This window comes from Olleya sp. KJ81-1 (genome assembly GCF_055808135.1).
Genome location: NZ_CM147854.1, coordinates 355,001 through 373,281, shown reverse-complemented (window position 1 = coordinate 373,281; position 18,281 = coordinate 355,001). Strand labels below are relative to the sequence as shown.

The window sequence follows — 18,281 nt, the reverse complement described above, 5'->3', positions numbered from 1 at the left end:
CTATCTTTACCAATTAATAAAATTTGCATATGTTTTTAGACAATATTCTATCCGAGTTAATCACCTCGTCAGTAGTATTAGTCATCTTTCTTATTATCAGATATGTCCTTAAAATTTTTATAAAAAAAATAGGTCAACAAAGTGGTATTAATGATGCTAGAATCGGACTAATTTCTCGATATACAACAGTCACTCTATTTTTAATATTCATCTTATTTATAGCTTATATTTTTGGAGCTGAATTTAAAGACCTTGCTGTTATTTTTTCATCTGTATTTGCAGTTATAGGTATTGCACTATTTGCTATTTGGTCTATTTTAAGTAATATAACTTCAGGAATAATCATGTTTTTTTCATTTCCATATAAAGTTGGAGACAAAATTAAAATACATGATAAAGACGCTCCTATTGAAGCTATTATAGAAGATATTAGAGCCTTTCAGTTACATTTAAGACAGGATAATGGAGATTTAGTTACCTATCCAAACAACTTAATTCTACAAAAAGCAGTAACTTTAGTACAAAAGGATGCAATCGAAGATTTTGGAGATATGCATTAATCGTAACTTATGGCTAAAAAAAGACAAAAAAAACGCACTCAAAACTACAAAAAGCACTTAGGACAAGTTCCTGGAGCTTTAGTTTATACTGGAAATAAAGAAGACAAAGTATTACATTTAAATGCTTTTGATTATAGCGAAGACAGTTATAAAGAGGCGGATTTAAATACCGTCGAGGAAGCCTTTAATTTTAAAGATTCTGAAACCGTTACATGGTTTAATCTTAATGGTCTTAATTTTACTGATCAAATTGAAAAAATCGGACAACATTACAAGCTTCACCCTTTAATTTTAGAAGACATTGTTAACACCTCACAACGTCCTAAAATTGACGAGTATAAAGATTACTTTTTTATAGTCTTAAAAATGATGTATTACGATGCAGACGAGAAACTTGTCTCTGAACAAGTCAGTATTGTCATGGGTAAAAATTATGTATTGACTTTTCAAGAAGCAGAAGGCGATGTATTTGATAGTCTTAGAGATCGAATTAGACATAAAAAAGGACGTGTACGCGAAGAAGGTTCAGACTATTTAATGTATGCCTTAATGGATGCAATTGTTGACCATTACTATGCTATTATAGAGATTATGGGTAACAAGATTGAAGACCTTGAGGACGACCTTTTTACTGGTTTGACGCAAGAGCAAATTTCGCAACAAATACAAAATCTTAAGCGTGAAATTTTAAAACTACGACGTGCTATTTTTCCGCTTCGCGAAATAATAAATCGAATAGAAAAAAGTGACAACCCTTTAATTGAAGAAAAAACTACCCATTACTTTAGGGATGTTTACGACCATATTATTCAAGTAACAGAAAATATAGACATTTACCGAGAAATGATTTGGAGTTTAATGGACATGTACATGACAACCATTAGTAATAAAATGAATGAGGTCATGAAAGTACTAACCATTATTGCAACCATTTTTATTCCGTTAACCTTTATTGCTGGAATCTATGGGATGAATTTTACTAACATGCCAGAACTACAGTATAAATATGGATATTACATTGTTTGGATAGTCATGCTTGTTGTTTTAATAGGGATGCTTGTTTATTTTAAACGTAAAAAATGGCTGTAATTGGTAACTGTTAATTAAAGTTAAAGAAATCTAAAAATACTGCATTCCCTTAATGACTTGTTTATATTTGAAACAGTTTCAAATTTGAAAAAACAATCATGCAAAAATTATTGGCTTCGGTCCTATTTTTACTGTGCTTTTCCTTTTCTACACAGGCTCAACAACCAGAAAAATTAAACGCTTCAGAAATTCATCAAGCAGTCAAAAAGCTTAACTTTTTAGGTTCAGTTTTATATCTAGCTGCACATCCAGATGACGAGAACACACGATTAATATCTTACATGTCTAACCATGTAAAAGCACGTACAGCCTACCTATCGCTAACTAGAGGTGATGGTGGACAAAATTTAATTGGACCAGAACTTAGAGAACTTTTAGGTGTTATCCGTACGCAAGAGTTACTTGCTGCTAGACGCACTGATGGTGGCGAGCAACGTTTTACAAGAGCTAATGACTTTGGATACTCTAAACATCCAGACGAAACATTAGCTATTTGGAACAAAAACGAAGTCCTAAGTGATGTTGTTTTAGCTATCAGACAATTTAAACCAGATATTATAATTAACCGTTTTGACCACAGAAGTCCAGGTACAACTCATGGTCATCACACAAGTTCTGCTATGTTAAGCGTAGAAGCTTTTGATCTGGCTAACGATAAAAATGCATATCCTGATCAAGTTAAAAAATACGGAACATGGCAACCAAAACGTGAGTTTTTTAATACCTCTTGGTGGTTTTATGGTAGCGAAGAAAAATTTGATGAAGCAGACAAAACCAATCTATTAAACTTTGATATTGGTGTTTATTATCCTGCTTTAGGTGTATCTAACAACGAAATTGCTGCACTTGCTAGTAGCCAACATTTATGTCAAGGTTTTGGTCGTTTATCCCAAAGAGGTAGTCAAACGGAATATATCGAATTAATAAAAGGCGATTTACCTAAAGACAAATCCAATATTTTTGATGGTATTAATACGACTTGGACAAGAGTAAAAGGTGGAGAAAAAATTGAAACTATTTTAAAAAATGTAGAATCTAATTTTAATTTTGAAAATCCTGCAGCACATTTAGATCAATTATTACAAGCTAGACAATTAATTTTAGCGATTGATAGTCCACAATGGAAAGATCAAAAAATTAAAGAAATTAATAAAATTATAGAAGCTTGTGCTGGTTTATATTTAGAAGCTTCAGCCAACACACCAACAGCGTCAACAGGTCAAATTATTGATATAGATATTGAAGCTTTAAACCGAAGCAATGCCACTATTAAATTAGATAGTTATACTATTTCAAACAATAATACTAATAGCTTTTACGGAAAATTATTAAAAGCAAACGATAAACAAGAACTAAAAGAAAAAATAACAATTGCTAATACATTACAACCTACAGGACCATATTGGTTAAATCAAAAAGGGAGTTTAGGAATGTATAAAGTTGAAGACAAAAATCTAATTGGTAAACCGGAAACACCACGTGCTATTACCATAGATTTTAATCTAAACATCAATGGATTTCCGTTTACGGTTACTAAAGATTTAGTGTATCGTTACTCAAAACCTGATAAAGGTGAATTGTATAGACCATTTGAAATTATTCCTGAAGCTTCGGCTAAAATCAATCAAAAGGTTATTATTTTTGAAAACGACCAACAAAAAGAAATCCCTGTAACCGTTAAAGCTGGAAAAGATAATTTAGAAGGTTACATTACCATTGCGCATCCTAATGGTTGGTCTGTATTTCCAGAAAAGCAAAAAATAACTATAGCTAATAAAGGACAAGAACAAACTTTTATATTTACTATCATTCCGCCTAAAAACCAAAGCGAAGGTTTAATTAGTCCAATAGTTACCATTGGTGACAAGACTTACACCAAGGAATTAGTAGAAATTAACTACGAGCATATTCCGTTTCAAACGGTATTACTTCCTAGCGAAAGCAAAATAGTGCGATTAGATATTAAAAAACGTGGCGAAAACATAGCCTATATTGAAGGTGCAGGAGACGTAGTACCAGAAAGTTTAAAACAAATTGGCTACAACGTTATGATTTTGCAACCAGAAGAAATTACTCCAGAACGACTTAGTGCTTTTGATGCAGTCGTGGTTGGTATTAGAGCGTATAACATTGTCGAATCCCTAAAATTTAAACAAGATATTTTATTTGATTTTGTTGAAAAAGGAGGAAACATGATTGTCCAATACAATACCAATCGTGGTATTAAAGTAGATAATATTGCACCTTTTAATTTACAATTATCACGAGATAGAGTTACAGATGAAAATGCAGAAGTAACCTTATTAGCTCCAAACCACGAGTTACTTAATTTTCCTAACAAGATAACCACTAAAGATTTTAAAGGTTGGACGCAAGAACGTGGATTGTATTTTCCTGACCAATGGTCATCAGACTTCACTCCTATCCTATCCATGCACGATAAAGACGAAACTGCTAAAACAGGAAGTCTTTTAGTTGCCAAACATGGTAAAGGACACTATATATACACTGGATTAAGCTTTTTTAGAGAATTCCCTGTTGGTGTATCTGGTGCTTACAGATTATTTGCCAATATGCTAAGTATAGGAAAACAAGATATTACTAATGATAACGGATTAAAAAACTAAATCATGCAAGACCAACCTAAGTACCAATGGAAACCGTTATATACAATTCTTTTAGTTGCAAATGCGCTATATATTATTGCATTTTACTTAATAACTAAACTGTTTTAAATTATGCAAAGTTTAGATTGGATTGTCTTAATTGGAACATTGTTAACCATTGTTATTTACGGAACGTATCAAACCAGAGGTAGTAAAAACGTACAAGATTTTTTAAAAGGTGGAAGTACCAGCAAATGGTGGACCATAGGATTATCTGTAATGGCTACTCAAGCTAGTGCTATAACCTTTTTAAGTACGCCTGGACAAGCATTTCATTCCGGAATGGGTTTTGTGCAGTTTTATTTTGGATTACCAATAGCCATGATTGTAATCTGCATGGTTTTTATACCATTATATCACAGACTTAAAGTATATACAGCATACGAGTTTTTAGAAAACCGATTTGACCGTAAAACACGTACGCTAACAGCAGTACTATTTTTAATCCAACGTGGTCTAGCTGCAGGAATAACCATTTTTGCTCCTGCAATTATACTCTCTGCAGTTTTAGGATGGAACCTTCTTTTACTAAATATTATTATAGGTGTATTAGTTATAATCTACACGGTTTCGGGAGGTACAAAAGCAGTTAATGTGACTCAAAAACATCAAATGGTGGTCATTTTTACAGGAATGGTCATTGCTTTCATTTTAATATTAAACCAATTACCTGATGATATTACTTTTAAAAAAGCACTAGATATTGCTGGAGCAAGCGGTAAAATGGAGGTGTTAGATTTTTCTTTCGATTTAAATAATAGATATACAGTTTGGAGTGGATTAATTGGTGGTACGTTTTTAATGCTATCGTATTTTGGTACTGACCAAAGTCAAGTGCAACGTTATTTGTCTGGTAAATCTGTAAAAGAAATGCGTTTAGGATTAATTTTTAACGGATTACTAAAAGTACCAATGCAGTTTTTTATTCTGTTAGTAGGTGTAATGGTATTTGTATTTTACCAATTTAACGATGCTCCTATAAATTTTAATCCCACTGCAACAGAAGTTGTTTTAAATTCAAAATATGCAAATGAGTATGCTGCGTTGCAATTAGAGCAGAAAGAAATTTTTGATTTAAAAAAAGCAACCATTACTGAGTTTGCAAACGCTGATGGAAAAGTTAATCAAGACCTTATAGCTAGCTATAATGCAAAAAGCGACACAATAAGAGCGCATGCTCGAGATTTAATTAAAAAAGCTGGAGAAGCCGAAGGTTTAAAAGTTGAAAGTAATGACAAGGATTATGTCTTTATACACTTTATACTTAATAATTTACCTAAAGGATTAATTGGTTTATTATTAGCTGTTATTTTAAGTGCAGCCATGTCTAGTACAGCATCAGAGCTTAACGCTTTAGCTAGTACAACTACAATCGATTTGTATAAACATAGAGTTGGTCCAAAAACTGACCAAGAAATGGTTAAGGCATCAAGAGGTTTTACATTACTTTGGGGAATCATGGCAATTGGTGTCGCATGCGTCGCCAATCTAGCAGAAAACCTAATACAATTAGTAAATATTATAGGATCAATATTTTATGGTAACGTCCTTGGTATATTTTTATTAGCGTTTTTCTTTAAGCAAATTAAAGCTAATGCTGTTTTTGTAGCTGCTTTAATTACACAAGTTTTAGTTATTGGTTTATTCTTTTTAAATGAATATGAAATAATTAATCTACCTTTTTTGTGGTTAAACTTTGTAGGATGTGCAATAGTTATGGTCATTGCCTTTATTATTCAATCTTTATTTAAAACGCCTGATATAAAAAGGACTTAGTCTGTAATTAATAATCATAGTTTTTTGTTTGGAATTGTTTAATTACTAAAACTACAACCATAACAAAACAGCTTAATCATGTTATTCAAGCAAGATTTAAGTTAAAGAATTTCATCTATCTTTGCATTCAATAAAGCAAAACCATGAGAATTGATATTATAACTGTCCTACCAGAATTACTTAAAAGTCCATTTGAAGCTTCTATTTTAAAGCGTGCAATTGAGGCTAATTTGGTTGAAGTACATTTTCATAATTTAAGAGACTACACCACAGATAATTACAAGTCCATTGATGACACCCAATTTGGTGGAGGAGCTGGTATGGTCATGATGGTTGAACCTATAGACAAATGCATTTCTAAATTAAAAGAAGCGCGTAATTATGACGAGGTTATATACATGACGCCTGATGGCGAAACCTTAAACCAAAGCATAGCTAACCAAATCTCTTTAAAAGAAAACATTATCATACTTTGTGGACATTATAAAGGCGTAGACCAACGCGTAAGAGATTTATTTATCACCAAAGAAATATCTATAGGAGACTATGTGCTATCTGGAGGAGAATTAGGTGCAGCAGTATTATGTGACGCAGTAATTAGATTAATTCCTGGTGTTTTAGGTAATGAAACCTCTGCATTAACAGACAGTTTTCAGGATAATTTATTGGCTCCTCCAATATATACTAAACCTCGTAATTACAAAGGTCTTGAAGTCCCTGAGGTATTATTAAGTGGTCATGCAGCTAATATAGAAAGATGGAGAGAAGAACAAGCCTACCAACGTACTAAAGACAGACGACCAGATTTATTAGACAAATAGACAACATATTTTATTTATATCTAAAAAAACAGACAAACTTTTTACATTTTTACTTTCTGTTTTTTACTTTTTAACTATATTTGCACCCAATTTCGGATTAACCTCTGGCGAGATACGTGAATGTTACTCTGAATCAATCATTTAAAATTAAATAAAGATGGAATCTTTAATAAAATTTGTTCAAGACGAGTTTGTAACAACAAAGGACTTTCCTGAATTTTCAGCTGGAGACACAATTACTGTGTACTATGAAATTAGAGAAGGAGAAAAAGTACGTACTCAGTTTTTTAGAGGAGTAGTAATTCAAAAAAGAGGTAGCGGATCTTCTGAAACGTTTACAATTAGAAAAATGTCAGGAACTATTGGTGTAGAGCGTATCTTTCCAATTAACTTACCTGCATTACAAAAAGTTGAAATCAACAAAAAAGGTAAAGTACGTCGTGCTAGAATCTTTTACTTTAGAGGTCTTACTGGTAAGAAAGCTAGAATTAAAGAAGCAAGAAGAAAATAATTTCTTCAACCTTAGTTATATTAAAAAGCCTAACTTATTTAAGTTAGGCTTTTGTTGTTATTAACTTTTGTTAATAAGTACGGTTCATAACTAGTTGATATCTAAAGCCTTATTTTATTTAAAATCTAATAGATATTTTTTAATTTAGTAAAACAATTAATAACAATAGCAATATTGGTTTCAATTAAATGTTGAATTTGATTTAGTTTTATTTGTTTTTTGAGGTATTGAAAATTGCAGGTGTAGTCGTGTAATTAAAAAACCATGATACTTTATAATTTAAGTTATGTTTATCAGAATTTAAAAAGTAAAGTTGAAAGTTTTAAGTAAAGTAACCTAGTGAAAGTAAAATTACTTGAACAAAACAATGTTTATTATATCTGATTGATATTAAATTATTAATTAAAAGGTAAACATCAAGAAAAACAATTTCTATGTGCATTAAGTAACAGGTCAATACATTTTGAAAGTTACAATTTAATGTACTATTGATTTAATATTAGCTTGAACTGAAAAAATGTAAAACGAAAGTTTTGGATTGATGTAATGAAAATTAGATAAGTCAGCAAAATATTATCTCAAAAAAGCCATAACAACAATAGTTTAGTCTATTATGTTATGGCTTTTGTTTTTTAATGATTTAAACTATATTTACTGTAAATAGTAAAAATGAATAGACCCTTTATAGCAGATAAAACTTATAAAAATAAAGACTTCACTTTAACAGAATTACCAAAAGCAGAATATGATAATTGCACGTTTATAAACTGTAATTTTAATGCTTGCTACTTATCCTCTATTACATTTTTGGAATGTCAATTTATAGATTGTGACCTAAGTAATAGCAAAACATCAGACACAACCTTTAAAGATGTAGCATTTAAAAACTGTAAGCTTTTAGGCGTCTTGTTTAATGACTGTAACCAATTATTAATGTCTATAACTTTTAATAATTGTCAACTTAATTTTGCATCATTTTATAAGGTTAAATTAATTAATACAAAATTTACTAATTGTCAATTTGAAAAAACAGAATTCACAGAAGCTAATCTCTCAAAATCTGTTTTTGACAATTGTAACTTTAAATACGCTATCTTTTTTAATACTAACATAGAGCAAGCTAACTTTTTAACCTCTTACAACTACTCTATTCATCCTGAAAAAAATAAAATTAAAGGTGCAAAATTTTCGAAAGACCAAATTCAGGGGTTATTAGATCACTATAAAATTCAGATTTCTTAAAATTTTATCTATATTTTATTAAATCCGCAATAAACTCACTCTCAATTTACTTTCCAACTAAATGGGTTGTTAAGTAAACGTTTTCGTTTTAAAAAACCTCCTATTTTTTGTATCTTCGTGAAGCTTAAAATTAAACTAATACACATTTACATTTATGTCAAATTCACCAAAAATTATATATACCATTACAGATGAAGCACCAGCTTTAGCAACGCGTTCATTTTTACCAATCGTTAAAGCATTTACAGCCTCTTCTGGAATTGGATTAGAAACTAAAGACATATCATTAGCAGCACGTATTTTAGCAGTTTTTCCTGATTTTTTAACGGAAGATCAACGTGTATCTGATGATTTAGCCTACTTAGGAGAATTAGCTAAAACTCCAGAAGCTAATATTATTAAATTACCAAACATTAGTGCTTCTGTACCACAACTTAAGGCTGCAATTAAAGAGCTGCAAGCTAAAGGTTTTGCTATACCTAATTACCCAGAAGAAGTAACTAATGATAAAGAAAAAGATGCTAAATCACGTTACGATAAAATTAAAGGTAGTGCTGTAAATCCAGTATTACGTGAAGGTAACTCTGATAGACGTGCACCAAAAGCTGTAAAAAATTACGCTAAGAAAAACCCACACTCAATGGGAGCTTGGTCAAAAGATTCAAAATCACATGTCGCAACTATGACTGAAGGTGATTTTGCACATAACGAAAAATCTGTAACATTAGATAATGCTACAACTATCAAAATTGTACACACAGATTCATCTGGAAATGAAACCATTTTAAAAGATAATTTAGGATTATTAAAAGGAGAAATTATTGATGGAACTGTATTAAGTAAAAAAGCACTACTTACATTTTTAGAAGCACAAATTAAAGATGCTAAAGATAAAGGTGTATTGTTTTCTTTACACATGAAAGCAACAATGATGAAGGTCTCTGACCCAATTATTTTTGGTCATGCTGTTCGTGTATTTTTTAAAGACGTATTTGCTAAACACAGTGCTACTTTTGAAAAAATTGGTGTAGATGTTAATAATGGATTTGGAAACTTATTAAGTAACCTAAACGAATTACCAGAGTCAGAACGCAATGCTATATTAGCAGATATTGATGCTGCCTATAAAGCAAATCCTGCTTTAGCTATGGTAGATAGTGATAAAGGCATTACAAACTTACATGTACCAAGTGATGTTATTATAGACGCATCAATGCCAGCAATGATTAGAAATTCTGGTCAAATGTGGAATGCAGATGGTAAATCTCAAGACACTAAAGCAGTAATTCCTGATAGTAGTTATGCTGGAATTTACACAGCAACTATTGACTTTTGTAGAGAAAACGGAGCATTTGACCCAACAACAATGGGAACAGTACCAAACGTTGGATTAATGGCTCAAAAAGCTGAAGAATACGGATCACATGACAAAACTTTTGAAATTGATGCAGATGGTAAAGTAGAGGTTATTGATACTGACGGAAATGTATTGATTTCTCACAACGTGGAAGCTGGAGACATTTGGAGAATGTGTCAAGTTAAAGATGCACCAATCCAAGACTGGGTTAAATTAGCGGTAACTCGTGCTAGAGCATCACAAACTCCTGCTGTTTTCTGGTTAGACGAAAATAGAGCACACGATGCAGAATTAATCAAAAAAGTAAATACTTATTTAAAAGATCACGATACAGAAGGTTTAGAACTTCATATTTTATCTCCAATTAAAGCAACACAGTTTACTTTAAAACGCGTAAAAGCTGGAGAAGATACAATCTCTGTTTCAGGAAATGTATTACGTGATTACTTAACAGATTTATTTCCTATTTTAGAATTGGGTACATCTGCAAAAATGTTGTCTATCGTACCATTAATGAATGGTGGAGGTTTATTTGAAACTGGTGCTGGAGGATCTGCTCCAAAACACGTACAACAATTTATTGAAGAAAATCACTTACGTTGGGATAGTTTAGGAGAATTTTTAGCTCTTGCAGTCTCTTTAGAGCATTTTAGCCAAGTTAATAATAATCCAAAAGCTAAAGTTTTAGGTGATGCACTAGATGATGCGACCGAGAAATTATTAGAAAACAAAAAAGGGCCTTCTAGAAAATCTGGAGAGATTGATAACAGAGGAAGCCACTTTTACTTAGCAATGTATTGGGCAGAAGCACTAGCAAACCAAGATAAGGATGCAGCATTAAAAGCACAATTTGCTCCAGTATCTTTAGCCTTTAAGGCAGAAGAAAAAGTAATAGTATCAGCATTAAGCGATATTCAAGGTGTTGCTGTAGATATTGAAGGTTACTATTCGCCAAACGAAGAATTAACAGCTAAAGCAATGCGACCAATTCAATTATTTAATGACTTGCTTAAAAGCATCTAAATAATAACTTTAATTATAAAAAAAGCTTCCAAATGGAAGCTTTTTTTATTTTAACTAAAATTCACATTCAAAATGTTACCTATCTAGCTATCATACTTTAAAATATTACAAACTATATTTAAATAAAGTTTAACACCTTAAAACAGAATATGTAAAGTTGCTTTTAGTTATTTTTACTAATCAAAATCAACCAATGAATTATATAAAAAATAGTATATTATTCTTACTTTTAATTAGTAGTACACTAATTTTTGCTCAAGAAAAATTTACGCTAAGTGGTAAAATTATAGAAAGTGCCAGTAACGAAACATTAATAAGTGTTAATGTGATAGTACCTGAATTAAATACTGGAGTAGTCACAAATGAATATGGCTTCTACTCCATCACACTCCCAAAAGGCACATACAAAGTTGTTGTATCCTATTTAGGTTTTTCTGATATATCAGAAACGATAATATTAGATAAAAATATTACCAAAAATTTTAGCTTAGAAGAGTCTTTTGAAAACTTAGACGAAGTAATAATTACTGAAAACATAGAAAAGCTTAATATTAAAAAACCTCAAATGAGTGTTAACGCACTTAGTTCTGCTACCATTAAAGACATTCCGGTTGTTTTTGGAGAAGCAGACGTAATTAAAGCAATAACACTTCTACCAGGCGTTACTAATGCAGGAGAAGGATCTTCTGGTTTTAATGTACGTGGTGGAGCAGCAGATCAAAATCTTATTTTATTGGACGAGGCTACAGTATTTAACTCATCGCACTTATTTGGCTTCTTTTCTGTTTTTAATCCGGATGCCATTAAAGATATAAAATTATATAAAGGAGGAATTCCTGCACGTTATGGAGGACGCGTATCTTCAGTGTTAGATATTTATCAAAAAGAAGGAAACAGTAAAACGTTTAAAATGAATGGAGGAATAGGAATTGTATCAAGCAGAATACTTGCAGAAGGCCCTATAAAAAAAGACAAAGGTTCCTTTCTATTTGGTGGTCGTAGTAGTTATGCGCATTTATTTTTACCACTGTTTGATATAGATAACAAAGCCTATTTTTACGATTTAAACACAAAATTAAGTTACGATTTAAATGACAATAACAGTATTTACCTTTCTGGTTATTTTGGACGAGATGTCTTTAGTATTACAGATAGTTTTGAAAACATTTATGGTAATACAGTAGTAAATTTTAGATGGAATCATTTATTCTCGGACAAATTATTCTCAAACATGTCTGTAATATATTCCGATTACTACTATGGTTTAAAACTAAATTTTGTCGAGTTTGATTGGAATTCAGGTATTCAAAACTTCAATTTTAAATACGATTTTAAACATTACGTTACTGATGGCTTTAAACTTCAATATGGTTTAAATAGTATCTACTATAAATTTAATCCAGGAGATATAAAACCATCTACACCAACTTCTGGAATAAATCCATTTAAATTAACAGATAAATATGCTTTTGAAAATGCAGTTTATGTTGATGCCGAACATAAACTATCAGATAAGTTAAACTTAAGCTATGGTTTACGTTTAAGCTCATTTTTACGATTAGGCCAAAATCAGTTAAATAGGTACCAAAATGATCAAGCAGTAGTATTTAATAATGATTTTCAAATCTATCAAAAAGCAACTCCTACAGGATCAGAAAGTTTTAGTAAAAGTGACGTTATAAAAAGTTTTGCAAACCTAGAGCCTAGAGCATCATTGGCTTACCAACTAAACAAAAATTCTTCTGTAAAAGCAAGCTATAATCGTATGTCACAATATCTACATTTATTATCTAATACATCCTCACCAACACCGTTAGATATTTGGACACCCAGTGGTAAGTATGTAAAACCACAATTATTAGATCAAGTCGCTGTAGGATATTTTAGAAGCTTTAATGACGATAATTATAGTTTAGAAGTAGAAACATATTATAAAAAAATTAAAAACCGAATTGACTATATAGATGGTGCAGATTTAATTGCAAACGATGCTATAGAACAAATTATATTAAATGGAGAAGCCAGAGCTTATGGACTAGAGGTGCTTTTAAGAAAAAATGAAGGACGTTTTAAAGGTTGGTTAGCTTATACATTATCAAAATCAGAGCAAAAAACACCAGGTCGCACACCAACCGAAACAGGAATAAACAATGGTAATTGGTATAGTACAGCTTATGACAAAACACATGATATATCTCTAACAATTAGCTATGACTGGAATAAAAAATGGAAATTAAATGCTAATTTTCTATTTCAAACAGGACAACCTACAACATATCCAAATGGTCAATATTCCTATAACGGTATAAATATACCAAGCTATAGCAGTCGTAATTCAGACAGATTGCCAGCATACCATCGTTTAGATTTATCAGCAAATTACACACCAAAACCAGATAAGACATCAGGATGGCAAAGCTATTGGGTCTTTGGACTTTACAATGTATATAATCGTCGTAATGCAGCATCAATAACATTTGGAGAAAACAGAATGACAGGTACCAATGAAGCAACCAGATTATCAATATTTGGACTAATACCTTCTATATCCTACAATTTTAAATTTTAATAAAAAATGAAAAACGCATTATATATATTAATTGTATCACTATTCTTTAGTTGTGAAGATGTAATAGATTTAAAAGTACCTACATCAGACCCTAAATTAGTAATCGAGGCATCGTTAAATTGGTTTGAAGATTCAGATGGCTCAGAACAGCAGATAAAATTGACATTAACAGCTCCTTTTTTCGATAATCAAGTTCCTCCAGCTAATAACGCAACCGTATTTGTTGAAGACAGCAATAGTAATATTTTTACATTCTTGGAACAAGAAAATACAGGAATATACAAAACCAATTCATTCATTCCTGAACTAAACCAAGAATATACCCTAACAATTATATATGACGATCAAACATACATAGGTACAGAAGTATTGACAAGCGTAACTCCAATAGAATATATAGAACAAAATAACGAAGGTGGTTTTTCTGGCGAAGATATAGAGCTTAAAGCCTTTTATACAGATCCTGCAAATATAGATAACTACTATTTTTTCGAATTCATCTCAGACATTCCTCAAATTCCAGTGCTAGAAGTATATGACGATCAATTTACTGATGGTAATCAAATTTTCGCATTCTATTCCGAAGAAGATTTAGAACCAACAGACATAGTTACCATAAATAATTATGGAGTATCCCAACAATTTTATCAATTTATGGATCTATTACTTCAACAAACTTCTGATAATGGTGGCGGACCATTTCAAGCACAACCAGCAACCGTTAGAGGAAACTGTATAAACATGACAAATCCAGATAATTTTCCTTTAGGCTATTTCAGAGTTTCGCAAGCGTATCAATTTACTTATATTGTACAATAATTTTTTGGCGTTACCACAAGGGTCGCGCTTTCGGCAGTCGCTCTCTGCGAGGAGCTCCAACAAATGCCTCAATCCCTAACGCAAACCAGTAGTACCATTTAAACTATGCAATTTACAAAAACAACAGAACAAGATTCCAATTACAATAATTTAGACAAAATGTCTATAAACGACCTATTAACAAACATAAATATAGAAGATCAAACTGTACCAACAGCAGTCAAAAAAGCGATTCCTCAAATTCAAGCATTAGTAGAACAAATCGTAATAAAAATGGAAAAAGGTGGCAGACTATTTTATATTGGAGCAGGAACAAGTGGACGCCTAGGAGTTGTAGATGCATCAGAATGTCCTCCAACCTTTGGAGTATCATATGACGTAGTAATAGGTCTTATAGCTGGTGGAGATAAAGCAATAAGAGAAGCAGTTGAGTTTGCAGAGGACTCAACAACCCAAGGATGGAAAGACCTAACAAAAAACAATGTAACAGATAAAGATGTCGTAATTGGTATTGCAGCATCAGGTACAACTCCCTATGTAATATCAGCACTTAATAAATGTAATTTAGAAGGTATTACAACTGGATGTATAACATCAAATAAGCAAAGTCCTTTAAGCTTAGCATCACAATTTCCAATTGAAGTAGTCGTAGGACCAGAATTTGTAACGGGTAGTTCACGCATGAAAGCAGGTACAGCACAAAAACTAGTACTCAACATGATATCCACAACTACTATGATAAAACTTGGTAAGATAAAAGGAAACAAAATGGTAGACATGCAACTTAGTAATGACAAATTAGTGGATAGAGGTACAAAAATGATAATGTCAGAATTAAACATAACCTATCCTGAAGCTGAAAGTTTATTACAAAAATATAAAAGTGTTAGAAACGCAATAAATAAGTATAACAATGGCAACTAAATCAACAGACAAAGATGTACTTGTAAAAGGAGTAAAACAAATGGCTATTGCAATGTTATTAATGTTTATTGGTCCAACCTTACTATATCTAGTATTAAGTAATAAGGATAAAGACTTCTATATTCCATTATTAATAATAGCTATATCAATATGTGCATTAGCTGTATTTATAGCATTTAAAGGACTAAATACAATCCTAGATAGTATTTTCAAGAGCAATAAAACTAAAAAATATTAAAATTAAATCATATAGAAAAACTCCAATAAACAGAAAGTATAATTTACAAAAGTAAAGTTAAGCGATATTCATAAATTTAATTTTCCTATATATCTTTTTGCTTTTACCTTTTCTCTTAAACCTGTTTAGTATAATTTTTAAGCACAAAAAAACCCTTCATAAATAAATATGAAGGGTTCTCTAAAAAGGCGACGACCTACTCTCCCACAATGCAGTACCATCGGCGCAAATGGGCTTAACTTCTCTGTTCGGAATGGTAAGAGGTGAGCCCCATCGCTATAATCACCTTAAATCTTTCGGTGTATGTAGTATTAACTACTTAACCGTATATAATAACATATTGAAAAAATGATTCATGAAAATTTTTGTATTGAACTTTATAAAAAACAGGCGTACAATAAGCCTATGGGTTATTAGTATCACTCGGCTATGACATTACTGCCTTTACACCTATGACCTATCAACGTAGTCATCTCCTACGACCCTTTAAAGAAATCTCATCTTGTGGTGGGTTTCGCGCTTATATGCTTTCAGCGCTTATCCCTTCCCAACGTAGCTACTCTGCAATGCTCCTGGCGGAACAACAGATACACCAGAGGTTAGTCCAACTCGGTCCTCTCGTACTAGAGTCAGATCCACTCAAATTTCTAACGCCCACTGTAGATAGAGACCGAACTGTCTCACGACGTTCTGAACCCAGCTCGCGTGCCACTTTAATGGGCGAACAGCCCAACCCTTGGGACCTTCTCCAGCCCCAGGATGTGACGAGCCGACATCGAGGTGCCAAACCCCCCGTCGATATGAGCTCTTGGGGGAGATCAGCCTGTTATCCCCGGCGTACCTTTTATCCTTTGAGCGATGGCCCTTCCATACGGAACCACCGGATCACTATGCTCTACTTTCGTACCTGATCGACTTGTAGGTCTCTCAGTCAAGCTCCCTTATGCCATTGCACTCTACGCACGGTTACCAAGCGTGCTGAGGGAACCTTTAGAAGCCTCCGTTACTCTTTTGGAGGCGACCACCCCAGTCAAACTACCCACCAAGCACTGTCCCTTCATTGAAGGTTAGACTCTAGACAAGCAAAGGGTGGTATTTCAACAATGACTCCACAACGCCTAGCGACGCCGCTTCAAAGTCTCCCACCTATCCTACACATTACTTATCCAAAACCAATACTAAGCTATAGTAAAGGTGCACGGGGTCTTTTCGTCCCACAGCGGGTAATCGGCATCTTCACCGATACTACAATTTCACCGAGCTCATGGCTGAGACAGTGTCCAGATCGTTGCACCATTCGTGCAGGTCGGAACTTACCCGACAAGGAATTTCGCTACCTTAGGACCGTTATAGTTACGGCCGCCGTTTACTGGGGCTTCATTTTAGATCTTCGCCGAAGCTAAACCCTCCACTTAACCTTCCAGCACCGGGCAGGTGTCAGGCCATATACGTCATCTTTCAATTTAGCATAGCCCTGTGTTTTTGATAAACAGTCGCCTGGACCTTTTCACTGCGGCCACCCCGAAGGGTGGCGACCTTTCTCCCGAAGTTACAGGTCTATTTTGCCTAGTTCCTTAGCCATGAATCTCTCGAGCTCCTTAGAATTCTCATCCCAACTACCTGTGTCGGTTTAGGGTACGGGCTGCTTCTCTTGCTTTTCTTGGAAGTCGATTCGCTAGATTATCACCGCGACCGTAGTCTTAGTGTACTATCGAGGTGTTACCACTCTCTTCAACGCACAATTCCGTCTGTGCGCACTAACTTTTCGCCTCCGTCACTTTTAATGAGAGCAGGTACAGGAATATTAACCTGTTGTCCATCCACTACCCCTTTCGGGTTCGCGTTAGGTCCCGACTAACCCTCAGCTGATTAGCATAGCTGAGGAAACCTTAGTCTTTCGGAGTGCGGGTTTCTCGCCCGCATTATCGTTACTTATGCCTACATTTTCTTTTGTAGTTACTCCAGCATGCCTCACAGCACACCTTCAACGCCACTACAATGCTCCCCTACCACTTTTACAAGTCCATAGCTTCGGTAATATGTTTATGCCCGATTATTATCCATGCCGAACCGCTCGACTAGTGAGCTGTTACGCACTCTTTAAATGAATGGCTGCTTCCAAGCCAACATCCTAGCTGTCAAAGCAGTTCAACCTCGTTTTTTCAACTTAACATATATTTTGGGACCTTAGCTGATGGTCTGGGTTCTTTCCCTTTCGGACATGGACCTTAGCACCCATGCCCTCACTGCTGATTAACATTTTATAGCATTCGGAGTTTGTCAGGAATTGGTAGGCGGTGAAGCCCCCGCATCCAATCAGTAGCTCTACCTCTATAAAACTATAAATCAACGCTGCACCTAAATGCATTTCGGGGAGTACGAGCTATTTCCGAGTTTGATTGGCCTTTCACCCCTACCCACAGGTCATCCGAAGACTTTTCAACGTCAACCGGTTCGGTCCTCCACTGTATGTTACTACAGCTTCAACCTGCCCATGGGTAGATCACACGGTTTCGCGTCTACCACTACTAACTAAAGCGCCCTATTCAGACTCGCTTTCGCTACGGATCCGTGACTTAATCACTTAACCTTGCTAGCAACGGTAACTCGTAGGCTCATTATGCAAAAGGCACGCCGTCACCCCAAAGGGCTCCGACCGCTTGTAAGCGTATGGTTTCAGGATCTA

At 33.6% G+C, this 18,281-nt stretch carries 12 protein-coding genes and 2 rRNA genes (1 of these 14 cut by a window edge); 12 read left to right on the top strand and 2 right to left on the bottom strand.

The annotated features are described in order from the left end of the window. The first annotated feature begins 29 nt into the window (after nt 1-29). The 12 genes from AC0L3M_RS01770 (at nt 30) to AC0L3M_RS01715 (ending at nt 15,595) form a co-directional block, all read left to right on the top strand. Nucleotides 30-560, top strand: coding sequence for a mechanosensitive ion channel domain-containing protein (locus AC0L3M_RS01770; protein ID WP_145001150.1), 531 nt, complete (start codon nt 30-32; stop codon nt 558-560). Between the two features lie 9 nt (nt 561-569). Then, nucleotides 570-1,649 (top strand): magnesium/cobalt transporter CorA, encoded by a 1,080-nt coding sequence (corA, locus tag AC0L3M_RS01765; protein ID WP_473431614.1) that lies wholly within the window; start codon nt 570-572, stop codon nt 1,647-1,649. Nucleotides 1,650-1,747: 98 nt separating this feature from the next. Beyond that, nucleotides 1,748-4,276 carry a PIG-L family deacetylase gene (locus AC0L3M_RS01760; RefSeq protein ID WP_473431613.1) on the top strand — a complete coding sequence of 843 codons (2,529 nt, stop codon included), beginning with the start codon at nt 1,748-1,750 and terminating at the stop codon, nt 4,274-4,276. Nucleotides 4,277-4,387: 111 nt separating this feature from the next. Continuing rightward, entirely contained in the window at nt 4,388-6,091 is a 1,704-nt protein-coding gene (locus AC0L3M_RS01755; protein WP_473431612.1) for a sodium:solute symporter family protein, read from the top strand. A 143-nt stretch (nt 6,092-6,234) separates the two neighbouring features. Beyond that, the gene (trmD, locus tag AC0L3M_RS01750) at nt 6,235-6,912 is read left to right on the top strand and encodes a tRNA (guanosine(37)-N1)-methyltransferase TrmD (RefSeq protein ID WP_473431611.1); all 678 of its coding nucleotides are present in this window, start codon (nt 6,235-6,237) and stop codon (nt 6,910-6,912) included. Nucleotides 6,913-7,069: 157 nt separating this feature from the next. Continuing rightward, nucleotides 7,070-7,423, top strand: a complete 354-nt coding sequence (rplS, locus tag AC0L3M_RS01745) for a 50S ribosomal protein L19 (protein ID WP_145001139.1) — start codon at nt 7,070-7,072, stop codon at nt 7,421-7,423. A gap of 669 nt (nt 7,424-8,092) precedes the next feature. Continuing rightward, nucleotides 8,093-8,665 (top strand): pentapeptide repeat-containing protein, encoded by a 573-nt coding sequence (locus AC0L3M_RS01740; protein WP_473431610.1) that lies wholly within the window; start codon nt 8,093-8,095, stop codon nt 8,663-8,665. A 154-nt stretch (nt 8,666-8,819) separates the two neighbouring features. Continuing rightward, on the top strand, nt 8,820-11,045 hold the full coding sequence (locus AC0L3M_RS01735; RefSeq protein WP_473431609.1) for an NADP-dependent isocitrate dehydrogenase: 2,226 nt from the start codon (nt 8,820-8,822) through the stop codon (nt 11,043-11,045). Nucleotides 11,046-11,238: 193 nt separating this feature from the next. Next, nucleotides 11,239-13,614: a TonB-dependent receptor gene (locus tag AC0L3M_RS01730; RefSeq protein ID WP_473431608.1), complete on the top strand. Its 2,376-nt coding sequence runs from the start codon at nt 11,239-11,241 to the stop codon at nt 13,612-13,614. 6 nt (nt 13,615-13,620) lie between these two features. Further along, nucleotides 13,621-14,433, top strand: a complete 813-nt coding sequence (locus AC0L3M_RS01725; RefSeq protein WP_473431607.1) for a DUF4249 family protein — start codon at nt 13,621-13,623, stop codon at nt 14,431-14,433. A gap of 105 nt (nt 14,434-14,538) precedes the next feature. Continuing rightward, nucleotides 14,539-15,357, top strand: a complete 819-nt coding sequence (gene murQ, locus AC0L3M_RS01720; RefSeq protein ID WP_473431606.1) for an N-acetylmuramic acid 6-phosphate etherase — start codon at nt 14,539-14,541, stop codon at nt 15,355-15,357. Continuing rightward, a complete protein-coding gene (locus tag AC0L3M_RS01715) occupies nt 15,347-15,595 on the top strand; it encodes a DUF6095 family protein (protein WP_473431605.1) in 249 nt (82 codons plus the stop codon). The genes murQ and AC0L3M_RS01715 overlap by 11 nt, the downstream gene beginning before the upstream one ends. Before the next feature lie 183 nt (nt 15,596-15,778). Here AC0L3M_RS01715 and rrf read toward each other — a convergent pair. Continuing rightward, nucleotides 15,779-15,885, bottom strand: a 5S ribosomal RNA gene (gene rrf / locus AC0L3M_RS01710). A 103-nt stretch (nt 15,886-15,988) separates the two neighbouring features. Continuing rightward, nucleotides 15,989-18,281 (bottom strand): 23S ribosomal RNA (locus AC0L3M_RS01705) (it continues 525 nt past the right edge of the window).

Excerpts from the sequence above, each read along its gene's own strand:
- AC0L3M_RS01770 (WP_145001150.1), top strand. The coding sequence starts at position 30 with ATGTTTTTAGACAATATTCTATCCGAGTTAATCACCTCGTCAGTAGTA.
- corA (WP_473431614.1), top strand. The coding sequence starts at position 570 with ATGGCTAAAAAAAGACAAAAAAAACGCACTCAAAACTACAAAAAGCAC.
- AC0L3M_RS01760 (WP_473431613.1), top strand. The coding sequence starts at position 1,748 with ATGCAAAAATTATTGGCTTCGGTCCTATTTTTACTGTGCTTTTCCTTT.
- AC0L3M_RS01755 (WP_473431612.1), top strand. The coding sequence starts at position 4,388 with ATGCAAAGTTTAGATTGGATTGTCTTAATTGGAACATTGTTAACCATT.
- trmD (WP_473431611.1), top strand. The coding sequence starts at position 6,235 with ATGAGAATTGATATTATAACTGTCCTACCAGAATTACTTAAAAGTCCA.
- rplS (WP_145001139.1), top strand. The coding sequence starts at position 7,070 with ATGGAATCTTTAATAAAATTTGTTCAAGACGAGTTTGTAACAACAAAG.
- AC0L3M_RS01740 (WP_473431610.1), top strand. The coding sequence starts at position 8,093 with ATGAATAGACCCTTTATAGCAGATAAAACTTATAAAAATAAAGACTTC.
- AC0L3M_RS01735 (WP_473431609.1), top strand. The coding sequence starts at position 8,820 with ATGTCAAATTCACCAAAAATTATATATACCATTACAGATGAAGCACCA.
- AC0L3M_RS01730 (WP_473431608.1), top strand. The coding sequence starts at position 11,239 with ATGAATTATATAAAAAATAGTATATTATTCTTACTTTTAATTAGTAGT.
- AC0L3M_RS01725 (WP_473431607.1), top strand. The coding sequence starts at position 13,621 with ATGAAAAACGCATTATATATATTAATTGTATCACTATTCTTTAGTTGT.
- murQ (WP_473431606.1), top strand. The coding sequence starts at position 14,539 with ATGCAATTTACAAAAACAACAGAACAAGATTCCAATTACAATAATTTA.
- AC0L3M_RS01715 (WP_473431605.1), top strand. The coding sequence starts at position 15,347 with ATGGCAACTAAATCAACAGACAAAGATGTACTTGTAAAAGGAGTAAAA.